18 protein-coding genes are annotated in these 22,698 nt (G+C 65.0%); all 18 read left to right on the forward strand.

What is annotated here, in order from left to right:
* Positions 1–16 precede the first annotated feature (16 nt).
* The 18 genes from GGR38_RS09730 to GGR38_RS09815 all read left to right on the forward strand — a co-directional run bounded on the left by GGR38_RS09730 (position 17) and on the right by GGR38_RS09815 (position 22,631).
* Complete coding sequence (locus GGR38_RS09730) at positions 17–1,780, forward strand: peptidoglycan D,D-transpeptidase FtsI family protein (RefSeq protein ID WP_183625048.1); 1,764 nt, start codon at positions 17–19, stop codon at positions 1,778–1,780.
* Positions 1,777–3,291 carry a UDP-N-acetylmuramoyl-L-alanyl-D-glutamate--2,6-diaminopimelate ligase gene (locus GGR38_RS09735; protein WP_183624952.1) on the forward strand — a complete coding sequence of 505 codons (1,515 nt, stop codon included), beginning with the start codon at positions 1,777–1,779 and terminating at the stop codon, positions 3,289–3,291. The genes GGR38_RS09730 and GGR38_RS09735 overlap by 4 nt, the downstream gene beginning before the upstream one ends.
* On the forward strand, positions 3,291–4,772 hold the full coding sequence (locus tag GGR38_RS09740) for a UDP-N-acetylmuramoyl-tripeptide--D-alanyl-D-alanine ligase (protein WP_183624954.1): 1,482 nt from the start codon (positions 3,291–3,293) through the stop codon (positions 4,770–4,772). Before GGR38_RS09735 ends, GGR38_RS09740 begins: the two co-directional genes overlap by 1 nt.
* Positions 4,773–4,781: 9 nt before the next feature.
* Positions 4,782–5,855 (forward strand): phospho-N-acetylmuramoyl-pentapeptide-transferase, encoded by a 1,074-nt coding sequence (gene mraY / locus GGR38_RS09745; protein ID WP_168602256.1) that lies wholly within the window; start codon positions 4,782–4,784, stop codon positions 5,853–5,855.
* Positions 5,852–7,216 (forward strand): UDP-N-acetylmuramoyl-L-alanine--D-glutamate ligase, encoded by a 1,365-nt coding sequence (gene murD / locus GGR38_RS09750; protein WP_183624956.1) that lies wholly within the window; start codon positions 5,852–5,854, stop codon positions 7,214–7,216. Before mraY ends, murD begins: the two co-directional genes overlap by 4 nt.
* Positions 7,216–8,445, forward strand: a complete 1,230-nt coding sequence (locus GGR38_RS09755) for an FtsW/RodA/SpoVE family cell cycle protein (protein WP_183624958.1) — start codon at positions 7,216–7,218, stop codon at positions 8,443–8,445. Before murD ends, GGR38_RS09755 begins: the two co-directional genes overlap by 1 nt.
* Positions 8,442–9,623 (forward strand): undecaprenyldiphospho-muramoylpentapeptide beta-N-acetylglucosaminyltransferase, encoded by a 1,182-nt coding sequence (murG, locus tag GGR38_RS09760; protein WP_183624960.1) that lies wholly within the window; start codon positions 8,442–8,444, stop codon positions 9,621–9,623. The genes GGR38_RS09755 and murG overlap by 4 nt, the downstream gene beginning before the upstream one ends.
* On the forward strand, positions 9,620–11,029 hold the full coding sequence (gene murC, locus GGR38_RS09765) for a UDP-N-acetylmuramate--L-alanine ligase (protein ID WP_183624961.1): 1,410 nt from the start codon (positions 9,620–9,622) through the stop codon (positions 11,027–11,029). The genes murG and murC overlap by 4 nt, the downstream gene beginning before the upstream one ends.
* Positions 11,029–11,928, forward strand: a complete 900-nt coding sequence (gene murB, locus GGR38_RS09770) for a UDP-N-acetylmuramate dehydrogenase (protein WP_183624963.1) — start codon at positions 11,029–11,031, stop codon at positions 11,926–11,928. Before murC ends, murB begins: the two co-directional genes overlap by 1 nt.
* Positions 11,925–12,866, forward strand: a complete 942-nt coding sequence (locus tag GGR38_RS09775; RefSeq protein ID WP_183624965.1) for a D-alanine--D-alanine ligase — start codon at positions 11,925–11,927, stop codon at positions 12,864–12,866. The genes murB and GGR38_RS09775 overlap by 4 nt, the downstream gene beginning before the upstream one ends.
* A gap of 3 nt (positions 12,867–12,869) precedes the next feature.
* A complete protein-coding gene (locus tag GGR38_RS24410; protein WP_281379388.1) occupies positions 12,870–14,240 on the forward strand; it encodes a cell division protein FtsQ/DivIB in 1,371 nt (456 codons plus the stop codon).
* A complete protein-coding gene (gene ftsA / locus GGR38_RS09785) occupies positions 14,240–15,526 on the forward strand; it encodes a cell division protein FtsA (protein WP_183624967.1) in 1,287 nt (428 codons plus the stop codon). Before GGR38_RS24410 ends, ftsA begins: the two co-directional genes overlap by 1 nt.
* Positions 15,527–15,663: 137 nt before the next feature.
* Entirely contained in the window at positions 15,664–17,196 is a 1,533-nt protein-coding gene (gene ftsZ, locus GGR38_RS09790) for a cell division protein FtsZ (protein ID WP_183624969.1), read from the forward strand.
* A 50-nt stretch (positions 17,197–17,246) separates the two neighbouring features.
* Positions 17,247–19,148 (forward strand): SPOR domain-containing protein, encoded by a 1,902-nt coding sequence (locus GGR38_RS09795; RefSeq protein ID WP_183624971.1) that lies wholly within the window; start codon positions 17,247–17,249, stop codon positions 19,146–19,148.
* 221 nt (positions 19,149–19,369) lie between these two features.
* A complete protein-coding gene (locus tag GGR38_RS09800) occupies positions 19,370–19,876 on the forward strand; it encodes a type III secretion system chaperone family protein (RefSeq protein ID WP_371815625.1) in 507 nt (168 codons plus the stop codon).
* 2 nt (positions 19,877–19,878) lie between these two features.
* Positions 19,879–20,688, forward strand: coding sequence for a pyrroline-5-carboxylate reductase family protein (locus GGR38_RS09805; protein ID WP_183624973.1), 810 nt, complete (start codon positions 19,879–19,881; stop codon positions 20,686–20,688).
* A 360-nt stretch (positions 20,689–21,048) separates the two neighbouring features.
* Positions 21,049–21,792, forward strand: a complete 744-nt coding sequence (locus GGR38_RS09810; RefSeq protein ID WP_183624975.1) for a Bax inhibitor-1/YccA family protein — start codon at positions 21,049–21,051, stop codon at positions 21,790–21,792.
* Positions 21,793–21,944: 152 nt separating this feature from the next.
* Positions 21,945–22,631 (forward strand): hypothetical protein, encoded by a 687-nt coding sequence (locus GGR38_RS09815; RefSeq protein WP_183624977.1) that lies wholly within the window; start codon positions 21,945–21,947, stop codon positions 22,629–22,631.
* Positions 22,632–22,698 lie beyond the last annotated feature (67 nt).

Consider the following 22,698-nt stretch of genomic DNA (forward strand, 5'->3'; position numbering starts at 1 on the left):
ACTGGCGGCAGCGGGCATGGCGGATAAAGGCGTCACTTTGCAAGGGCAGGGCCCGGAAAAGGCCCGCGTGCTCAAGAATGTGCGCGCGCTGGCGCTGGCACAGGCGCGGTTTCGCGCGCTCTGGGTGCTGGTGGGCTTTGCCATGCTGCTGCTGCTGGCGTTGCTGCGCATTGCGCATCTGGGCCTGTCCGATCCGGGGCGTCCGGGCGGCGAGGCGATGGCGGGCCTGCCCGACCGGGGCGATATTCTTGATCGCAACGGCGTGCCGCTGGCGCGCGCCTTTCCGGCCTATGCGCTTTGGTTCAATCCTCATGCGATGGGCGAGGGATCGCCGCTGGTGCGTTCGCCCGCCGATCTGGCCGCCGCGCTGGTCAGGATTTTTCCCGATGAGGATGCCGAGGAACTGACCCGGCGCCTCGCCTCGGGCAAGGCGGGTTATCTGCGCCGCCGCATCCTGCCTGAAGAGGCGAACAAGATCCACGCGCTGGGCGAACCGGCGCTGGAATTCCCGCGTGAGGCCGAGCGTTACTATCCCCAAGGCACGATGGCGGCCCATATTCTGGGCTATGTCGACAGCAAGGGGCTGGGTCAGGTCGGCATGGAGGCGGTTTTCCAAAAGCAGTTGACCGATCCGGCGACGCGCGGTGCGCCCGCCGTCCTCTCCATCGACGCGCGGGTTCAGGGCGCGCTGGAGGATGAATTGATGTGGGGTATGACCCGCGCGCAGGCCAAGGGCGCGGCGGGCATCGTGATGGATGTGGACACGGGCGAAGTGATGGCGCTGGCCTCGCTGCCCAGCTTTAACCCCAACGCCTTGCGCCCGCAGGATATTTCCGACAGCGATCCAACCAAGCAGGCCAATATCTTCAACCGCGCCACCAACCAGACCTATGAGCTGGGCAGCGTGATGAAGCCGATCACCGTGGCCAGCGCGATTGATGCGGGCATCATCACCAATCTGGCGCGGCGCTATCCGGCGGACCATCCGCTGGAAATCGCCGGGATCACTGTGCATGACCACGAAAATTACGGCGCCAGCCTGAATATCATCGAGGCGCTGATCCATTCGAGCAATATCGTGCTGGCGCAGGTGGGCGACCAGTTGGGCGCGCAAAGGATGCAGACCACGCTCAAGGCGCTGGGCTTTTCCGAACGGCCCTATATCGAGCTGCCCGCGCGCGGCCGTCCGACCTGGCCGCGCGGCGACCGCAACGGCGTGTGGTCGCGCGTGACCACGGTGACGGCCTCCTATGGCCATGGTTTCTCGATCACCCCGCTGCATCTGGCCAGCGCCTATTCGGCCATGGTCAATGGCGGGATCTGGCGCCCGGCCACGCTGCAAAAGATCGCCTCCGGTCAGGCCCCGGCCGGTCGCCGCGTATGGCAGGCCTCGACCAGCGCGCGGATGCGCCAATTGCTGCGCTCGATCGTGGACGTGGGCACCGGGCGCAGCGCGAACGCTGTGGGTTACCGCGTGGGCGGCAAGACCGGCACCGCCGAAGTGGCCGACGCGCAGGGCTATCACCGCGACCGCGTGGTGGCCACCTTTGCCGCCGCCTTTCCGATGGACCGTCCGCGCTATGTCGTGATCGCCACGCTGGACCAGCCCAAGGCGAACGCCGCCACCAGTTTTCAACGAACCGCCGCATGGAATGCAGCGCCCATCGTGGGCCGGGTGATTCCGCGCATTGGCCCCTTGCTGGGCGTGATGCCCGATGCCACGCGCGACATTGATATCAGCGACATTGCCCCGCTGATCGCCAATGGAGACGGCGAATGAGATTAACCGACCTGATCCTAGGTGGAAACAAGGTGGAAGCCGGTGACATAGACGTCACCGGCTTTGGCGTTGGTGCCGGGAACGCTGTGGGTGACGTTGATGTCACCGGGTTTGCCATTGATAATCGCAAGGTTGCGCCGGGCAATGTGTTCGGCGCATTTGTTGGCGCCACCGTCAATGGCGAGGATTTTATCGCGCAGGCGGTGCGTGCAGGCGCGGTGGCCGTGGTGGCCCGGCCGCAGGCGCGCGGGGCGATCGAGGCGGCGGGCGCGTTGGCGCTGGTGGATGAGAATCCGCGCCGGGCCTTTGCGCGTTTGGCCGCGCCTTTCTATGCGCCTTTGCCCGAAACGCTGGTGGCCGTGACCGGCACCAACGGCAAGACCAGCACGGTCGAAATGCTGCGCCAGATCTGGCGCATGGCCGGACACAGCGCGGCCAGCATCGGCACGCTGGGCATCACCACGGCGGATGAGACGACCTATACCGGTCTGACCACGCCCGACATTGTGACCTTTTTGGCCAATCTGGCGGGATTGGCGCGTGAGGGCGTCAGTCATGTCGCCTATGAGGCGTCGAGCCACGGTCTGTCGCAATATCGCAGCGAGGGGCCGCGCGTGATCGCGGGGGCCTTCACCAACCTGAGCCGCGACCATCTCGATTATCACGCGACGATGGAGGATTATTTCGCCGCCAAGATGCGCCTGTTTGACGAGGTGGTGGTCGATGGCGGATCGGCGGTGGTCTGGGCCGATGATGCGTGGAGCGAGCAGGCCATCGCCCATGTCCGCGCGCGCGGCCTGCGTTTGATCACGGTGGGCGAGGACGGGGAGGCGATCCGCCTGATCCGCCGCGAACCGGGGCCTTTAGGGCAGGTGTTGACGATTGTGCATGAGGGCGTCGAGCGGCGGATCAACCTGCCGCTGATCGGGGCCTATCAGGCGGCCAACGCGCTGGTGGCGGCGGGACTGGCTTTGGCCAGCGGGTTGAACGCGGCGCAGGTGTTTGATGCGCTGGGCCGTCTGGCCCCGGTGCGCGGGCGGCTGGAGCGTGCGGCGATCAATGCGGCGGGCGCGCCGGCCTATGTCGATTATGCCCATACGCCCGATGCGCTGGAGGCCGCGATTGCCGCGCTGCGTCCGCATACAAAGGGGCGGCTGATCGTGGTGTTCGGCGCCGGGGGAGACCGCGATGCGGGCAAGCGCGCACCGATGGGAACCATCGTGGGCGAGCAGGCCGACATCGCCATCGTTACCGACGACAACCCGCGCGGCGAGGACCCGGCGGCCATCCGCAAGGCCGTGATCGCGGGGGCGCCGCAGCGCCTGATCGAGATCGGCGACCGGCGCGAGGCGATTTTTCAGGGGACAGCCCGGGCGAAAAGGGATGACATCCTGCTCATCGCGGGCAAAGGGCATGAGCAGGGACAGATCATCGGGCGCGGGCCTGATGCGCGTGTCCTGCCTTTTGATGATGTGACCGTGGCGCGTGAAGCGGCCGGGGAGAAAGTGTAATGGCGGCAAAAGCGAAACTGCGGGAATGGCCGGTGACGGCAGAGGACGGACAGCCTTTGGCGCTGTGGACTCTGGCCGAGGTGGCGGCGGCCACGGGCGGCGAGGCCTTTGGCGAGGCGCAGATTTCCAATGTCGCCACCGATTCGCGCGAAATCGTGGAAGGCGGCCTGTTCTTTGCCATGCGCGGCGAAGCGATGGACGGCCACAAGTTCCTCGACAAGGCTTTCGAGCTGGGCGCGGTGGCGGCTGTGGTGGAGCAGCCGATTGACCGGCCCCATGTGCTGGTCAAGGACAGCTTTGCCGCGCTTCAGGCTTTGGCGCGGGCGGCGCGGGGTCGCATCCTGCCCGAGGCGCGCGTGATCGGCGTGACGGGTTCGGTGGGCAAGACCAGCGTGAAAGAGGCGATCTTTGCCGCGCTGGAACGATCCAGCCATGGCCGCGCCCATCGTAGCGTCAAAAGCTATAACAATCATGTCGGCGTGCCTTTGAGCATGACGCGGATGCCGCAGCGCACGCTGTACGGCATTTTCGAAATGGGCATGAACCATGCGGGCGAGATCCGCGATCTGACCGCTCTGGCCCGGCCGCATGTTGCGTTGATCACCACGATCGCGCCCGCCCATATCGAAAATCTGGGCAGCGAGGAGGCGATTGCCGACGCCAAGGCCGAGATCTTTGAAGGCCTGCAGGGTTTTGAAGGGCATGAGGGCGGGATTGCGATCATCCCGGCCGATATTCCCCATTACGAACGCCTGCGCGCGGCGGCCATCGCCTGCGGGGCCGAGGTCATGTCCTATGGCCGGGCGCCGCATTCCGACATCCGCCTGCTCGATGCCTTGTCGGGCATGTTGGGCGGCACGCTGGTGACGGTGGATCTGGGCGATTCGCGGCTGTGCTATTCGGTCTCGGTGCCGGGCGACCATTGGGTGATGAACTCGCTGGCCGTGGTGGCGGCGGTGCGCGCGGTGGGCGGCGATCTGGGCGCGACCGGGCTGGCTCTGGCCGAGATGCAGGGGATGGCCGGGCGCGGTCTGCGCAGCGGGATCGAACTGGCCGATGGCGGCAAGGCACTGCTGATCGATGAAAGCTATAATGCCAATCCGGCCTCGATGCGCGCCTCGCTCTCGGTGCTGGGGGGCGAACCGGCCAAGCGGCGGATCGCGGTGCTGGGCGCGATGAAGGAACTGGGCGATTTCGGCCCGGCGCTTCATGCCGCGCTGGTCGAACCGATGGTGGCGGCCAAAGTCGATTATGCGGTGCTGGTGGGCGATGAAATGGCCGCTTTGGCGCAGGAACTGGGGAAATCCGGCCCCGACGCGCTTGGCAAGCCCATCCCCTTCGCCCATTGCAGGAACGCGCAAGAGGCTGGCAAGGCCCTGGCCGACTATGGGTTGGCGCAGGGCGATGCGGTGCTTGTCAAAGGATCAAACTCGGTGGGGCTGGGGTCGCTGGTCGCCACGCTCTGCCAAACCACGAATTGACGGGTCGCCATGCTCTATCTGCTTGCCCAATGGTTTCATTTTCCCGGTCTGGCCAACCTTATCCGCTATCAGACCTTTCGCGCGGGCGCGGCTCTGGCCACGGCGCTGCTGATTGGTCTGGTGATCGGGCCGCGCTTTATCGACATGCTGCGCATGAAGCAGGGCAAGGGGCAGCCGATCCGGGAGGACGGGCCCAAGACCCATCTGGCCAAGCGCGGCACGCCCACGATGGGCGGGCTGATGATCCTGATCGCGCTGATGGGCTCGGTGTTCCTGTGGATGGATCTGTCCAATCCGCTGGTCTGGGCCTGTATCGCGGTGACGGCGGGCTTTGGCCTGATCGGTTTCCTTGACGATTATGACAAGGTCAAGAAGCGTTCGACCGCAGGCGTGTCGAGCAAGGCGCGGCTGATCGGCGAGTTTCTGGTGGCGGGCGTGGCCAGCTGGATCATGGTCGCCCATATCGGCAAGACCGACCTCTATCTGCCTTTCTTCAGCAAGGTCTATGTGCCGCTGGGGCCGATCTATTTCCTGTTTTCCGCCTTTGTCATCGTGGGCGCGGGCAATGCGGTGAACCTGACCGACGGGCTGGACGGGCTGGCCACGATGCCGGTCATCATCGCTGCGGGCACCTTTGCGATCATCGCCTATCTGGTGGGCCGTGTGGACTATGCCGGATATCTGGGCATTCCCCATGTGCCGCGCGCGGGCGATCTGGCGATTTTCTGTGCGGCGATCATGGGGGGCGGTCTGGCCTTTCTGTGGTTCAATGCGCCGCCTGCGGCTGTGTTTATGGGCGATACCGGCTCGCTGGCTCTGGGCGGCGCGCTGGGCGCGATTGCCGTGGCCAGCCATCATGAGATCGTGCTGGGCATCGTGGGCGGGCTCTTCGTGCTGGAGGCGGTCTCGGTCATCGTTCAGGTGTTCTGGTATAAGCGCACCGGGCGCCGCGTGTTCCGCATGGCGCCGATCCACCATCACTTTGAACAAAAGGGCTGGGCCGAGCCTACCGTGGTGATCCGCTTCTGGATCGTGTCGATCGTGCTGGCGCTGATCGGCCTTTCGACGCTGAAGGTGCGATGATTACCGCGCCCGCCTCGACCGGGGCCTTTGCGGGCAAACGCTATGCCTTGCTGGGTCTGGCGCGCAGCGGGCAGGCGGCTTTGGCCTCGCTGCTGGCGGGCGGGGCCGCCGTGATGGCGTGGGACGCCAAGGAGGAGCCGCGCGCGGCCGCCGCCGCCGCCCATCCCGATGCCGTGGAGCAGGGGCGGTTGAGTTTTGCCGATCCGGTCGCGGCCGATCTGAAGGGCTATGACGGCGTGGTCGTTTCGCCCGGCGTGCCGATCAACCGTCATCCGATTGCCGATGCGGCGCGGGCGGGCGGTGCGCCGCTGGTCTGCGACATCGAATTGTTTGCGCAATGCCGCGCATGGCTGCCCGCGCATAAGGTGGTGGGCATCACCGGCACCAACGGCAAATCGACCACCACGGCTCTCACGCGCCATCTGTTTGAAGTGGCGGGCGTGCCGGTGTTGATGGGGGGCAATATCGGCCTGCCGATTCTGGGGCAGGAACCCTTGCCGTCTGGCGGGGTCTATGTGCTCGAACTGTCCTCCTATCAGATCGACCTGACGCAGAGCCTCGATTGCGAGGTGGCCATGTGTCTGAACCTCTCGCCCGACCATCTCGATCGCTATGAGGGCTATGCCGGCTATGTCGCCTCCAAGGCGCGGCTGTTCGGGATGCAGGCGATGGGCCATCTGGCGATCATCGATTATGCCGCCGAGATGGAGGATGACATCCTGCGTTTCGCGCCCGAGGGTCAGCCTTTCCAATTTATCGACGGGGTGGATCTGCCGGGCCAACAGGCCGACTGGCCAAGCCTGCAGGGCCCGCATAACCGCGCCAATGCGCAGGCCGCCGTGGCCGCCGTGCGCGCGCTGGGCGTGGATGACGCCACCATCGAGGCGGGGCTGAAGAGCTTTGTCGGCCTGCCGCACCGCATGGAGCGGGTGGGGCAGGCGGGCGGCGTGCTGTTCATCAACGATTCCAAGGCGACCAACCCGGCCTCGACCGCGCCCGCGCTGGCCGCTTTCCCGCCCGCCGATGGGCATAAGCGCATCCACTGGATCTGCGGCGGATTGCCCAAGGGCGACGATCTGGACGAATGCGCGCCGTGGTTCGGCAATGTCGCCGCGGCCTATACGATAGGCGATGCGGGCGCGCGCTTTGCCGAGATCCTCGACCCCTATATGCCCGTGGCCCGCGCCGAGATGATGTGCGAGGCGATCCGGCTGGCCCGTGAGGCCGCCGCGCCGGGCGATATTGTGCTGCTCTCGCCTGCCTGCGCCAGTTTCGATCAGTTCCGCGACTATGAGGCGCGCGGCGAGGCCTTTCGCCAGATTGTCGAGGTGTTGACGGCCCCTGAAAATGGAGACGGTTGATGGCCAGCCTGCCCCATGAAGATCCGGCCCGCTATGTCCCCGGTTCACGGGGCGGGGCCAAACAGCGCAAGACGCGGCGCACCGACTGGATCGTATGGTGGCGCGAGATCGACCGGGTGCTGCTGGTGCTGGTGCTGGCGCTGATGGCGCTGGGCACGCTGGCGGTGGCGGCGGCAAGTCCCGCCAGCGCGCGGCGCCTGTCGACGGCCAAGGTCAAGCTGGATGATCTCCACTTCTTTGTTCAGCATATCCGCTGGCAATTGCTGGGGCTGGTGGCGATGCTGGGCGCATCGCGGTTGAACCGCGAAATGGCGCGGCGCTGCGGCATCGTGCTGGGCGTGGCGATGATGGTGGGGCTGATGCTGGTGCCGATTGTGGGCACGAGCGTGAATGGTGCGAAACGCTGGCTCAATCTGGGCATTTCGTTGCAGCCTTCCGAATTTCTCAAACCCGCCTTTGCGATCACGCTGGCATGGGTGATCTCGTGGAAGCTGCGCGATCCGCGTATGCCGGTGATGCTGATCTGTACCGGGATCATGGGGCTGGTGGGCGCGCTGTTGATGCTTCAGCCCGATTTCGGATCGGCGGTGCTGTTTGGCGCGGTGTGGTTTGTGATGATGCTGATCGCGGGCCTGCCGGTGCGCTGGGTGCTGGGGGTGATCGGCGGGGGCGTGGCCTTGCTGGGCGCGGCCTATGCGTTTTACGAGAACGGACGCCATCGCATCGACGCCTTCCTTGGCGGCGGTACGGCCTTTGACCAGGTGGACCTTGCGCGCCATACGCTGGTGGCGGGCGGATGGACGGGCAGCGGATTGTGGCTGGGCACCAAGAAGCTGGGCCTGCCCGAGGCGCATACCGACTATATTTTCTCGGTCATCGGCGAGGAGTTCGGGCTGCTTATGTGCGCGCTGGTGGTGGTGCTATATTTCGCGGTGGTGGCGCGGGTGTTGCTGCGGCTGTGGGATGAAGAGGATCTGTTCACTGTGCTGGCGGCAAGCGGGCTTGTCGCGCAATTGGGCGGGCAGGCTTTCATCAACATCCTCGTCAATCTGCAGCTTTTCCCGTCCAAGGGGATGACCCTGCCGCTGATCTCCTATGGCGGGTCCTCGACGCTGGCGCTGTGTCTTAATGTCGGCTTCCTGCTGGCCATTACGCGGCGCAACCCCTATCTGAAACGCGATCCCTTTGCTCCTAAAGGGCATCCTGCGATCCTGAGCCTGTTTAAATGACCCATCAGAACGAACCGAGAGTTTCGCGTCACTATGTGCTGGCCGCCGGGGGAACCGGGGGGCATTTGATCCCGGCCTTTGCGCTGGCGGCCGAATTGCACGCGCGCGGCCATCATGTGGCGCTGATTACCGATGAGCGCGGGGCGACGATCCCCGGCAAGCCCGATTATCTGACCGCCCATGTCCTGCCCGCCGGGCGGCTGCAGGGCAAGAACCCGATCGCCTGGATCAAGGGCCTGCGCGCGATCTGGGCCGGGCGGGCGATGGCGCTGCGTCTGTTTGACAGCTTTGCGCCCGCCTGCGTGATCGGCTTTGGCGGCTATCCGGCGCTGCCCGCGCTGCTTGCTTCCACGTCGGCGGGCATTCCGGCGGTGATCCACGAACAGAATGCGGTGCTGGGGCGGGTCAACCGCTTCCTTGCGGGCCGGGTTCAGGCGATTGCCACGGCTTGCCCTGAAGTGGACCGGCTGGACGAGAAATATGCCGACAAGGTGGCGCTGGTGGGCAATCCGGTGCGTGAGGAAGTGCTGGAGTTGCGCGATCAGCCTTTCCCGGCTTTTGGCGAGGATGGGTTGCTGCGCGTGTTGGTGACGGGCGGGTCGCAGGGCGCGCGGGTGCTGTCAGAGGTGGTGCCCGATGGTCTGGCGATGCTGCCGACCGCGCTGCGCACGCGGCTTCAGGTGATCCAGCAATGTCGGCCTGAGGATATTGACGCGGTGCGCGAGCGCTATCGCGGGCATGATATTCCCGCCGATCTTGCCACCTATTTCGAGAATATGGCCGAGCGTCTGGCCGATGCGCATCTGTTTATCGGGCGCGCCGGGGCCAGCACGATTGCCGAGCTGACGGCGGTGGGGCGTCCGGCGATCCTGATCCCGCTGCCCATTGCCACCGATGACCATCAGGCCGCCAACACGCGCGAGATGGTGGCCGCGGGCGGGGCGCGTTCGATCCGGCAGGAGAAGTTTACCGCCGTCGAATTGGCCAAGCAAATTCAGGCGATTGCCAAGAGCCCCGAGGCGCTGGCCAATGCCGCCCATGCGGCGTGGAATTGCGGGCGGCCGCATGCCGCTACCGATCTGGCCGATCTGGTCGAAGGATTTGGGCAGGCGCCCTTGATGGATGTGATCCGCGTGGGCCACGGTACCGAAGTGAGTTTTAAGGAGCAGACTGCGTGAAGGGTGTAGCCACCGATATTGGTACGATCCACTTTGTCGGCATTGGCGGCATCGGCATGTCGGGCATTGCCGAGGTGATGGCCAATCTGGGCTATAGCGTGCAGGGCTCGGACATTGCCGAAAGCTATGTGGTCGAAGGATTGCGCAAGCGCGGCATCAAGGTGATGATCGGCCATGCGGCGCAAAACGTCGGCGATGCGGCGGTGGTGGTTACCTCCACGGCGGTCAAGCGCGAGAACCCGGAAGTGGTGGCGGCCCTTGAGGCGCGCATTCCGGTGGTGCGTCGGGCCGAAATGCTGGCCGAACTGATGCGTTTGAAGAGCACGGTGGCGATTGCGGGCACGCATGGCAAGACGACGACGACCTCGATGGTGGCCGCGCTGCTCGATGCGGGCGGGGTGGACCCCACGGTCATCAATGGCGGGATCATCAACAGCTACGGCTCGAACGCGCGTCTGGGCGCGAGCGACTGGATGGTGGTCGAGGCGGACGAGAGCGACGGTTCGTTCCTGCGTCTGGACGGCACGATTGCGGTGGTGACCAATATCGACCCGGAGCATCTCGACCATTACGGCTCGTTCGACAAGGTGAAGAGCAGCTTTGTCGAATTTATTGAAAACGTGCCTTTTTATGGCGCGGCGGTGCTGTGCATCGACCATCCGGTGGTGCAGGCGATCATCCCCAAGGTGCGTGACCGCCGGGTCATCACCTATGGTTTTTCGGCCCAAGCCGATGTGCGCGGCGAGGCGGTGACCCCCTATCCGGGCGGCAACCGCTTTACCGCCGTGTTGCGCCAGCGCGATGGTTCGTTCCGCCGGATCGAGGGCATTGAATTGCCGATGCCGGGGCGTCACAATGTCCAGAACGCGCTGGCCGCTGTGGCGGTTGCGGTGGAAATGGGCGTGTCGGAAGAGATCATCCGCACCGGTTTCGCCAAATTCGGCGGGGTCAAGCGGCGCTTCACCAAGGTGGGCGAGGTTGATGGCGTCACCATCATCGACGATTACGGCCACCATCCGGTCGAGATCCGCGCCGTTCTGGCCGCCGCCCGTGAGGGCGTGCAGAACCGCGTGATCGCCGTGGTCCAGCCGCATCGCTTCACGCGCCTGCGCGATCATATGGATGATTTCGCCGCCGCGTTTAACGATGCCGATATTGTCTATGCTGCGCCGGTCTATGCGGCGGGCGAACAGCCGATTGAGGGCGTCGATTCGGGCGCGCTGGTCGCGGGCATCAAGGATCGCGGGCATCGCAGCGCGCATCTGATCGCCGGGGCCGATGCGCTGGCGCTGGCTCTGGCCGCGCAGGTACAGCCGGGCGATATGGTCGTGTGCCTTGGCGCGGGTGATATCACCAAATGGGCGGCGGGCCTTGCCGATGCGATTGCTAAAGCAAAGGCGGGTTGATGTTTCCAGAGGTCGGCCAGATCAAGGTTTCCGGCAAGCTGACGGCGAATGCGCCGCTGGCCCCGTTGGTGTGGTTCAAGAGCGGCGGATCTGCGGAATGGCTGTTTGAGCCCAAGGATACCGCTGATCTTTGTGCTTTCCTTGAGCAATTGCCGCCGCCGGTGCCGGTGATGGCGCTGGGGCTGGGGTCGAACCTGATCGTGCGCGATGGCGGGGTGCCGGGCGTGGTGATCCGGCTGGGCAAGGCCTTTGCGCGGGTAGCAGAGGTTGCGCCGCTGACGCTGGAATGCGGCGGCGGGGCCAGCGGCATTCTGGTGTCCAGCACCGCGCGCGATTGCGGGATTGCGGGGCTTGAATTTCTGCGCAGCATCCCCGGTACGGTGGGCGGCTTTGTCCGCATGAACGGCGGGGCCTATGGGCGCGAGGTCAAGGATATCCTCGTCGACTGCGATGTGGTGATCCGCAGCGGCGAGATCGCGACCCTGCCGTTGAGCGAGTTGGGTTATACTTATCGCCATTCCGATCTGGTCGATGGCTGCATCGTCGTGGCGGCGCGGTTTCGCGGTGTGCCGGGCGAGGCGCAGGCCATTCAGGCCGAGATGGACCGCATCAGCGCATCGCGTGAGGCCAGCCAACCCCTGCGCAGCAAGACCGGGGGCAGCACGTTCAAGAACCCCGACGGCGCGCGGGCTTGGGAACTGGTCGACAAGGCCGGTTGCCGGGGCCTGATGCTGGGCGGGGCGCAGGTGTCGGAAAAGCATACCAATTTCCTTATCAACACCGGCGAGGCCACCAGCGCGGAGATCGAAGCGCTGGGCGAGGAAGTGCGCCGCCGGGTCAAGGAACAGTCGGGCGTGAGCCTGGAATGGGAAATCAAGCGAGTGGGTAACGAAAAGTGAGCATCCCAAAACTTCATGTCGCGGTCCTGATGGGCGGTTGGTCGTCGGAACGCCCCGTCTCGCTGATGAGCGGCGAGGGCGTGGCCAAGGCGCTTGAGGCGCGCGGGCATCGCGTGACGCGGGTGGATATGGGCCGCGATGTGGCGCAGGTTCTGTCCGCCGCCGCGCCCGATGTGGTGTTCAATGCTCTCCACGGCACGCCGGGCGAGGATGGCACGGTGCAGGGGATGATGGACCTGCTGGGCCTGACCTATACGCATTCGGGCCTGACCACTTCGGCCATCGCGATTGATAAGGAACTGACCAAGCAGTTCCTCGTGCCGCATGGCATTCCGATGCCGGGCGGGCGGATTGTGAAGTCCGCGCAATTGCATGAGGCCGATCCTTTGCCGCGCCCCTATGTGCTCAAACCTGCCGCCGAGGGCAGCAGCGTGGGCGTGGCCATCGTCACCGGCACCGGCAATTACGGCAATCCGATTGCGCGCGAGGCGCAAGGCCCGTGGCAGCATTTTGACGAGCTGATGGCCGAGCCTTTCATTCGCGGGCTGGAGCTGACGACGGCTGTGATGGGAGATCGGGCGCTGTGCGTGACCGAGTTGAAGCCCAAGACCGGCTTTTATGATTTCGACGCCAAATATACCGATGGGTTGACCGAGCATGTCTGCCCCGCGCAGATCCCCGATGAAATCGCGGAAAAGTGCAAGGAACTGGCGCTGCGCGCGCATCAGATCCTTGGCTGCAAGGGCACCAGCCGAAGCGATTTCCGCTGGGACGATGAGAAGGGGCTCGATGGCCTCTATCTGCTGGAAATCAACACCCAGCCGGGGATGACGCCGCTCTCCCTCGTGCCCGAACAGGCGCGCTATCTGGGCATGGATTATGAAACCTTGGTGGAAGCGATTATCGAAGAAGCCCTGAAGGACGCCGGAAAGCTTTAAGCCATGAGCCAGACCATCCGCCGGGGCGGCTCCAGCGCCCGCAAGGTGGCCGCCAAGGCCCAATCCGCCCGCAAGGTGGAGGCCGCCCGCGCGCGCACCGGATCGCTGATGGATCAGGTGATGGCGATGCTGCCCATTTCCGAGGCGCAGCTTCACAAGATCTTCCTTGTGCTGATTCTGGCGGCGGCGGGGGTCTTGCTCTGGGTGGTGGCGGGGCTGGCGGGGGTGCCTTCGCTGGCCGAACAGCGCGCGGCCAGTCTGGCCACGCAGGCCGGGTTTGCGGTGCGGCGGGTGGAAATCCATGGCGTCAAAAAGCTGAACGAGCAGAAGGTTTACGAGCGCGTGCTGGGCTCGCAGGGGCGTCAGTCGATGACGCGGATCGACCTTGAGGGCATCCGGCAGGATCTGCTGACGCTGAGCTGGGTCGAGGATGCGCGGATCTCGCGGCAATTGCCCGATACGCTGATCGTCGACATTACCGAGCGCAAGGCGCAGGCGGTGCTCAAGCAGCATAATGAGGATGGCAGCGACAGTTTCGTGCTGATCGACGCCACCGGCCATGAATTGCAGGGCATCAGCCAGGGCCGCATCGGCGGCCTGCTGGTGCTGGCGGGCGCGGGGGCCGAGGGGCAGATGGCGGCGCTGGAAAGCCTGCTGGAGGCCGCGCCTGCGCTGCGCGGGCAGGTGGCCGAGGCCGAATGGGTCGGCCATCGCCGCTGGAACCTGACCTTCAAGAGCGGCCAGACGCTGGCTCTGCCCGAGGGCGTGGAGGCGGGGGCCAAGGCGCTTCAGGCCTTTGCGCGGATGGATGGCACGAACCAGTTGATCGGGGGCCGCGTGCTGGCCTTTGACATGCGCACGGGCGACCGGATGTATATGCGGATGCGCGGCGATGCGGACCCGGCCAATCCGGGCGCTTCGCTGGCCACGGGCAGCGCGCCGGTGGCGGCGGCTGTGAGCGTTGCTGCGGCTGTTGCGGCCAAGGCGGTGGCGGTCAAGAGCGAAGCGCCCAAGGTGGAAGCCGCCAAAGAGCCTGTGAAAGAGCCTGTCAAACCGGCGGCTAAGCCGACCGCTAAGCCTGCGGCCAAAGCCGGGCCCAAGGCTTTGCTGCACAAGGAGGCTGCCAAGCCTGCGACGGCGCATAAGGAGGTGGCCAAGCCTGCTGCTAAACCCGCCGCCAAGCCTGTGGCGAAGGAAGCGCATAAGGACCCGGTGAAAGCGATCATCAAGGGGGCGGTCCATAAGGAAGCGGTCCATAAGGAAGCCGCTAAGCTTGCGCACAAAGAGCCGGTGAAAGTGGTTCACAAGGAAGCGGCCAAAACGCCTGCCAAAACTGCCGCCAAACCACACGCCAAGACCGGGGAGAAGCGCTGATGCCCGGTCCGCGCATCGCCCGCGTGTTTGGCGCGGTCAATATCGGCTCTTTCCGCATTTCGGCGCTGATCGCGGGCCGGGCGGAAAATGGCGATTTGATGGTGCTGGGCAGCGCGCATCGCGCGGCGCAGGGGGTGAAGCGCGGCTATGTCGTCGATATGCCTGCTGCCACCTATGCCGTGCGCGACGCCATCGAGCGGGCCGAGAAAATGGCCAATACCAGCGTCTCGGGCGTGTGGGTTGGCTGTTCGGGCGCAGGGCTGGCCAGCAGGATCGCCCATGTCGAAAATGAGATCGGCGGGCGGCGGATCGAGGCGGATGATATTCAGTCGTTGCTGATCGGCGCGCGCGAGGTGATCCAGCCCGAGGGCCGGATGGTGCTGCATGCCAGCCCGGCGCATTACACGCTGGACGGGGCGCATGGCGTGACCAACCCCAAGGGGCTGCATGCCGAGCGTCTGGGCGTGGATATTCATGTGATGCTGGCCGATGGCGCGCCGGTGCGCAATCTGACCGAGTCGGTGCAGAACGCGCATCTGGATGTGGAGGCGGTGGTGGCCAGCCCGATGGCGACCGCGCTGGCCTGTCTGTCGCCCGAAGAGCGCGAGCTGGGCGTGGCTTTGGTCGAATTTGGCGGCGAGGTGACGACCGTTTCGGTGCATATTGCCGGGATGCTGCTGGAATTGCGTACGATTCCGATGGGTTCGGGCGATATTACCGATGCCATCGCCGGGGCGCTGGGCATCCGCCGGTTCCAGGCCGAGCGCCTCAAATGCGTCAACGGTTCGGCCATCGCCAGCCCGGCCGACCACCGAGAGATGATTCCCGTTCACGGTCCGGGCGAGGAATTCACCGGCCAACTGGCGCGTCATGCCGATGAGAAAAACCGCATCCCGCGCGCCGAACTCATCAGCATCATCACCGCCCAGCTTTCAACATTGATGGATGAGATTTCCAAAGTCCTCAAACAAATGGGCTTTTCCGGAGTAAAGGGCGCGCAGGTGGTCTTTACCGGCGGGGGTGCCGAACTGGCGGGGCTGGCCGACTTTGCGCAAGGGGCGCTGGGGCGGCCGGTGCGTATCGGGCGGCCCACCAACGGCTTGCTCAAGGGCCTGCCCGAGGCCCATGCCACGCCCGGTTTTTCGACGCTGGCGGGCCTTGCGCTCTATGCCGCATCCGATCCGCAGGACATCCGCACCATCGGCCCCGCGCGCGGGGGACGGGGCGGGGGCGCGGGTCTGGGCGTGCTGACCCGGTTTTTCCACGCGATGCGGGACTATTTCTGATAGGGAAGGCCTGCAAAACGTCGCAGTTCTGTGGACAAATGGCGCAAACGCTTTGCTTCGCGGCTTGGATATGTGCAATTTCGCTCGATACGGTGCCGATCCTTTAAATTGGATTATGCACCCGGCAGGAGAAGGCAATGAGCATCAATATTGGCCCCGCCACCGTTGAGGAACTGCGTCCCCGGATCACCGTGATCGGGGTGGGCGGCGCCGGTGGCAACGCCATCGCCAACATGATCCGCGCCGAGATTGAAGGCGTGGATTTCGTGGTGGCCAATACCGACGCCCAGGCGTTGAACAATTCCATCGCCGAGCATCGTATCCAGTTGGGCCCCGACATCACGCAGGGCCTTGGCGCCGGTTCGCGCCCCGAGGTGGGCCGCGCGGCGGCTGAGGAAACGCTGGCTGAAATCGACCGTCTGCTGGACGGCGTGCATATGGTGTTCATCGCGGCCGGCATGGGCGGCGGCACCGGCACCGGGGCGGCCCCTGTGATTGCCGAGGCGGCGCGCAAGAAGGGCGTGCTGACGGTGGGCGTGGTGACCAAGCCGTTCCTGTTTGAAGGCACGCGCCGCATGCGCAGCGCCGAAAGCGGCATCGAAGAGCTGCAAAAACATGTCGATACGCTGATCGTCATCCCCAACCAGAACCTGTTCCTGGTGGCCAAGGCCGAGACGACCTTCAAGGAAGCGTTCCAGCTGGCCGATGAAGTGTTGCAGCAGGGTGTGCGCTCGATCACCGACCTGATGGTGATGCCGGGCCTGATCAACCTCGACTTTGCCGACGTGCGTTCGGTGATGGCCGAAATGGGCAAGGCGATGATGGGGACGGGCGAGGGCGAAGGCCCGAACCGCGCTCTGGAAGCCGCCGAAAAGGCGATCGCCAACCCGCTGCTCGATGGCGTTTCGATGCAGGGCGCCAAGGGTGTCATCATCTCGATCATCGGCGGCGACGACATGAAGCTGCTCGAAGTGGACGAGGCTGCGAACCACATTCGCGAGCTGGTCGATCCCAATGCCAACATCATCTGGGGCAGCGCGTTCAACCCTGATCTTCAGGGCAAGATCCGCGTCTCGGTGGTGGCCACCGGCATCGAACAGACCGCGACTCAGGCCGAGGAAGCCTCGCGCCCGTTCAGCCTTCAGGCCGCACGCGGCCCGGCGCGCCCCGGCTTTGCCCCGACGCAGGCCGTTCCGGTTCAGGCCCAGCCGGTGCATCAGGCACAGCCCGCAACCTATGCCGCACCGGCACAGCCCGCCGTGTTCACCCCGATTGCGCCCGCCCCGGTGGCCGCACCCGCCGATCCGGTGAGCTTTGCCCCGCTGGTTCAGGAGCCGGTTCCCTTCGCGTCTGCCCCGTCGCAGGAACCGCTTGATCTGGGCGCGCTGGGCAATGCAGAGGTTCCGGGTCAGGCTCCGGCTGCGCCCAAGCGCGACGAACTGCTGCTGGATGCAAGCCGTCTGGTCGATGAGGACGAGGCGCCGGTGGCGCGCCGCCGTCAGATCGTGCCCGAGGCGCCCGAACCCACCCCTGCGCCGCGTTCGGCCGGGACCTTGTTCGAGCGTATGGCCAATCTGTCGGCCCGCCGCCGCGATGACAATGAAGATGGCGGCGATGAAGGCGGTTCGATCAACATTCCGCGCTTCCTTGGGCGTCAGAACAACCAGTGATGAAAGGCACCGGGCAGGCTTTGTCTGTCCGGTGGATAGGGCGCGGCGAGATGAGCGCAGTTTGGCCTGAGCCGCGAAAGTTGCGGGCGGGATTGGCCTGTGTGTTGCTGGCCGGGGCCTCGGCGCTGGCCGCGCCGGGCGCATGGGCGCAAACCCCATCAACAAGCACCCCCGTGGTTCAGGGCGAGGGCATGGACGCCAATCGCGCCATGTCGGCGGCGCTGGCCCGGCTGGGGCGGAATCCGCGCGATATCGAGGCTTTGCTGCAGGCGGGCGAATCGGCGCTGGCGCTGGGCGATACGCAGGCGGCCATCGGTTTTCTCAGCCGCGCTGATCGGTTGCAGCCCTATCAGCCGCGCGTGATGGCCAGTCTGGCCTCGGCGCGGATGCGGATGCAGGACCCGGTGACCGCGCTGGGTCTGTTCGAGGATGCGGCCAAGGCGGGGACTTTGACCGGCGAGCAGATCGCCGATCGCGGGCTGGCCTATGATCTGGTGTCCGACAATGTGACGGCGCAGCGCTATTACCGCGAGGCTTTGGCCGCAGGCGCGGGGGATGAGGCGGCGCGGCGTCTGGCGCTGAGTCTGGCGATCATGGGCGACCGGCGCGCGGTGGAAACCGTGCTGGCGCCCTTGCTGCAAAAGCAGGATCGCGGGGCGTGGCGCATCCGGGCCTTTGCCTTTGCGATCATGGGGCGCGAGGAAGAAGCGGTGGCGATCACCAATTCGACCATGCCGCCCGAAATGGCCAGCGCGATGGCGCCCTATCTGCGCTATATGCGCAAGCTGACCCCGGCGCAGCAGGCGGCGGCCGCCAATCTGGGCTTTTTCCCGCAGCCTTCGCAGATCGGGCAGGAAAACGCCCGTATCGCCGATTATATCGCCGGACAGCATTTGAAGCGCCCCAGCTTTGCAGGGCAGGGCGCGGTGGATCAGGGGCTGGTGCCGGCAGGCGCGCCTTTGGGTACGCGACTTGCGCAGGCCGAGGTCGCGCCCAAGGCCGCCCGACGCGGGGCGAGCGAGGAATTGCCGCCGCGCGGCGAGCCGGCGCCGCCCGAACCGATGCCTTCGCGGGTCGATGCGCCCGCCGTGCCGGTTGAGCTGGCGGCGGCCACGTCTGTGCCGCGCCCGGTGCCGCGTGTGGTCGAAGCCCGGCCTGCGGCGACTTTGGCCAGCACGCCTGCGGCCGTGTCGAGCTTTGACCTGTCGCGCAGCGCCGCCCGCGCGCCGCAGGTGGCAACGGTCGATGGCGATCTTGATCCTGCGCCAAGGCCGGCGGTGGTCGTCGCCGAAACCAGGCCTCAGCCGGTCAAAGCCCAGCCTGTCGCGCCCGCGCCGATCAAGGCGCAGCCTGTAGCTCCTGCCCCCGTCAAGCTGGCCGTGGCCAAGGTGGCGGCCAAGTCTGCGCCGGGCAAGAAGCCCAGCTTTGCCGAATTGTTCGAGGATTTCGGCAAGGTCTCGACCGTGACAACCCCGGCCAGCGGCGCGGTGGACATTCGCAAGATCCAGCCTGCGCATAATGCGCCTGCCCCTGCGCCGACCCCCACGGCGACGCCGACGCCCGCCCCGGTGGTGTTGAGCGCCAAGGAAAAGGCGGCGGAGAAAGCCAGGGAAAAGAAGCTGGCCGACAAGGCGGAGAAGGTCGAAAAGGCTGAAAAGGTCAAGGAGATGGCGCCGCCACAGCACCCCAGTCGCATCTGGGTGCAGATCGCCGCCGGGCGCGATAATGAGCGCATTCTTTATGACTGGCGCAAATTGCAGCGCGCCGAGGCTGAGTTGTTCAAGGGGCAGAAGCCCTCGATTTCGGACTGGGGGCGCACCGGCCGCGTGTTGGTGGGCCCGTTTGAAACCGAAGCGGCGGCCAAAGCGTTTAATGAAAAGGCACATAAGGCGGGCCATGACGGCAGTTTCGTCTGGATCAGTCCTGCGGGCCAAGTTGTTGATTCTCTGTAAAGCGGAACTGTATTGTTTCAAAATGAGCCGAAGAAAGCGTCTTTTCCACAAGCTGTGAACAGGCTTATGGAGTTATGCGCAGGGCTTGATCGAATGGCGGCTTGTGCTTGGGGTGAAGAGTGCCCCATGCAAGCTGCGTATCACTAGGCCTCCCGCGCTCCTTGTCTGATGCTTGGGTCTGGGGCGCGCCGCATCGGGTTCTTGAGACTGGAATGAGCATGATGAGGACTGGCGAGGGCGATTTGGGGCGGCACGACGATTGCGCGCCGGTCGAGATGCTCGGACAATTGTTCGAAGCGCGCGGGTGGCATTACGAATTCGTCAGCGATGACGAAATCACCGGCGAGGTGCAGGGCAGTTGGGCGACCTATCAGTTGCGCGCGGTCTGGCGGGCCGAGGACAATGTCCTGCAATTGCTGTGCCTGCCCGACATCCGCGTTCCTGATGACAAGCGCCCCGCGATGTTCGAGGTGCTGGGCCTGATCAACGAACAGCTCTGGCTGGGCCATTTCGACATCTGGTCGAACAACACGATGCTGCTCTATCGTCACGGCCTGTTGCTCAGCGATGATGGGCTGCTCAGCCTGTCTCAGGCGCAGATGCTGGTCGAGGTAGCGGTTGAGGAATGCGACCGGTTCTATCCGGCGTTCCAGTTCATCCTGTGGGGCGACAAGAGCCCGGCGGACGCTTTGGCCAGCGCGCTGGTCGATGCGGCGGGGGAGGCGTGATCATGTGGCCTGCCAACGTGCTGTTCATCGGCTGCGGCAATATGGGCGGGGCGATGTTGGCCGGATGGCTGCGCGGCGGCGTGGCGGCCGAGCGTTTCACCGTTTACGATCCGTTTCTGGAAGCCGCGCCCGAGGGCGTTGAGCTGCTGCGTGAATTGCCGGAAGGGCGGGTGTTCGACCTGCTGATCTTGGGTGTTAAGCCGCAGATGCTTGATGGCGTGGCGGGCGCGCTGACGGCGCTGGCCGGGCGCGATACGGTGGTGCTGTCCATGCTGGCAGGCGTGGAAATGGCCAGCCTGTCGCTGCGCTTTCCCGATGCGCGTGGGTTGGTGCGGGTGATGCCGAACCTGTCGGCGGCGCTGGGCAAATCGCCGATGGGCGTGGCGGCGATGGGGCTGGATCATGAGGCGCGCGAATGCGTGATGGCATGGCTGGCTCCGCTGGGCGCGCCCGAATGGGTGGATGAGAGCCTGTTTGATGCGGTAACGGCGCTGGCCGGTTCCGGTCCGGCTTATGTCTATCGCTTTATCGACGCGCTGGCGCAGGGCGGGGCCGCCTTGGGCCTCGATCCCGAACAGTCGCTGCGTCTGGCGCTGGCAACGGTTGATGGGGCGGCGGCTTTGGCCTCTGGCTCCGACGTGGGGCCGGGGGAACTGGCGCGGCGCGTGTCCTCGCCGGGCGGATCGACGCTGGCGGGCCTGTCGGTGCTGGATGCGGGCGATGCGCTGGGCGCGCTGGTGCTGGGTACGCTGACGGCGGCGCGGGACCGGAATGTGGAATTGGGCGCGATGGCGCGGGCGGCTGGGAAGTAAGGGTTGAATGCGAGGGTCTAGACCCTCGCGCTCCCGTTACTGTCTGCGTTGTGTTTCTGGTTCGGCGTTGAGTGTCGGACGCGATGTTTGAAATTGGAAAACCTGCGGCGCAGAAATTTGGCGCCGCAGGCTTTCAAACCTTCTGAGCGCTTCCTCGCAAACCGCTCACTACCCCAAAAATGGGATTGCAAAGGGACGAGTCCCTTTGCCCGCCGGAGGCAAATTTCCGACTTTTTGCCCCAGAGCAACACTTTGATACCAAATTTAGCCCATACCCCGCTTGAAAGCCGCGGGCGTAGGGGCGATATTCCCTCTATGCGCCGCAGGTTTTGCTGATCGGCGCTTTATGGAGTGAATGACATGGCCATCTGGAATGACCCCCAGCCCACTCAGACGGGCTTTGGCGCGTCTTCGAGGATGAATGCTGGGTATGTTGACGCAGCCGCCCTCGATGCGGGTCTGCGCAAATATATGCTGTCGATTTACAATCACATGACTTCGGCCGTACTGCTTTCGGGCATCGTCGCGCTGTTGTTCGTGCAGAGCGGGCTGGCCGCGCAGGTGTTTGTGACGCCTTTGCGCTGGCTGGTGGTGCTGGCGCCTCTGGGCTTTGTTTTCGCGATGAGCGCGGGCATGGGCCGGATGCAGAGCAGCACGCTTAAGGCCTGTTTCTGGGGCTTTGCCGTGGCGATGGGGCTGTCGATCTCGTCGATCTTTCTGGTTTACACCGGTTCGTCGATCGCGCTGACCTTCTTTGCCACCGCCGGTTCTTTCGCCGGCCTCAGCCTGGTGGGTTACACCACCAAGAAGAATCTGTCGGGCATGGGCAGCTTTTTGATCATGGGCCTGTTTGGCCTGATCATCGCTTCGCTGATCTCGATGTTCTTCAACGTGCCGGGCATGGCTTTTGCGATCTCGGTGCTGGGCGTGCTGATCTTTGCGGGTCTGACCGCCTATGACACCCAGCAGCTCAAGATGAGCTATGTGCAGGTTGCGGGTACGCCCTATGCCGAGCGCGTGGCGATCATGGGCGCGCTGACGCTGTATCTCGACTTTATCAACATGTTCCAGTTCCTGCTCAGCTTTCTGGGCGATCGCCGCTAAGCGGCAGGCTCTGAAAGGCTCGAATGACGGGCGGACTATCGTGTCCGGGGTGCCATTTGGCGCCTCGGGCATTTTCTTTGCATCCCGTATCGGTTAAACAGGCGCGACAGGGCGCCGCGCTATGGGACGTGGTGTGTAAAATGAGGTGGCAGGTGAATCGTATCCGGTTGGCATTGATGGGTCTGGGTCTGGCCGTTCTGGGGGCCTGCGCTGCGCCTCCCCCGCCGCCTCCGCCGCCTCCGCCTCCCCCGCCGCCGCCCAAGGTGGTGGTGATTCCGCCCCGGCCGCGCGCGCCTTTGGGGGCCGCGGGCAATGTGGCGATCCCCGCCAGGGGCGCCGATGGTGTGCGTCACACGATTCTGGTCGATTCGGTCGATGCGCAATTGGTGTGGAATTTGCGCGCGGCCTATAATGTCGCCGCGCTCAACTGCAACGGCCCGGCCTATGTTGAAATCGCCGACAATTACCGCGCCTTTTTGAAGAGCCATGCCAAGCCGCTGGCCCGCGCCAATGCGGGCGTGGATGCCACGTTCAAGGCCAAGTATGGCGCCAAGGATTTCATCCGCACCCGCGAAACCTATATGACGCAGGTCTATAATTACTTCGCCTATCCGCCCACGCTGACCCATTTCTGCGACGCGGCGCTGATGATGAGCCGTGAGAGCGCGAGCGTGAAACCGGCCGACCTGCCTGATTTCTCCAAGCGCAGCTTTGCCAGCTTTGCCCGGGTCTATGAGGATTTCTATCGCGCCTATGAGACCTACCGGGTCGAACTGGCCGAATGGGAGGCCAAGTATGGTACGCCGGGCGCGCCCCAGCAGCCCGCCGGAACCCAGTAAATCAGGCGGTAAATCAGGCTGGGCAGGGGGAAGCGCGACGCGGAGAAATCCATGGCCGGAAAATTTC

The organism is Novosphingobium sediminicola (genome assembly GCF_014196525.1).
GTDB lineage: Bacteria > Pseudomonadota > Alphaproteobacteria > Sphingomonadales > Sphingomonadaceae > Novosphingobium > Novosphingobium sediminicola.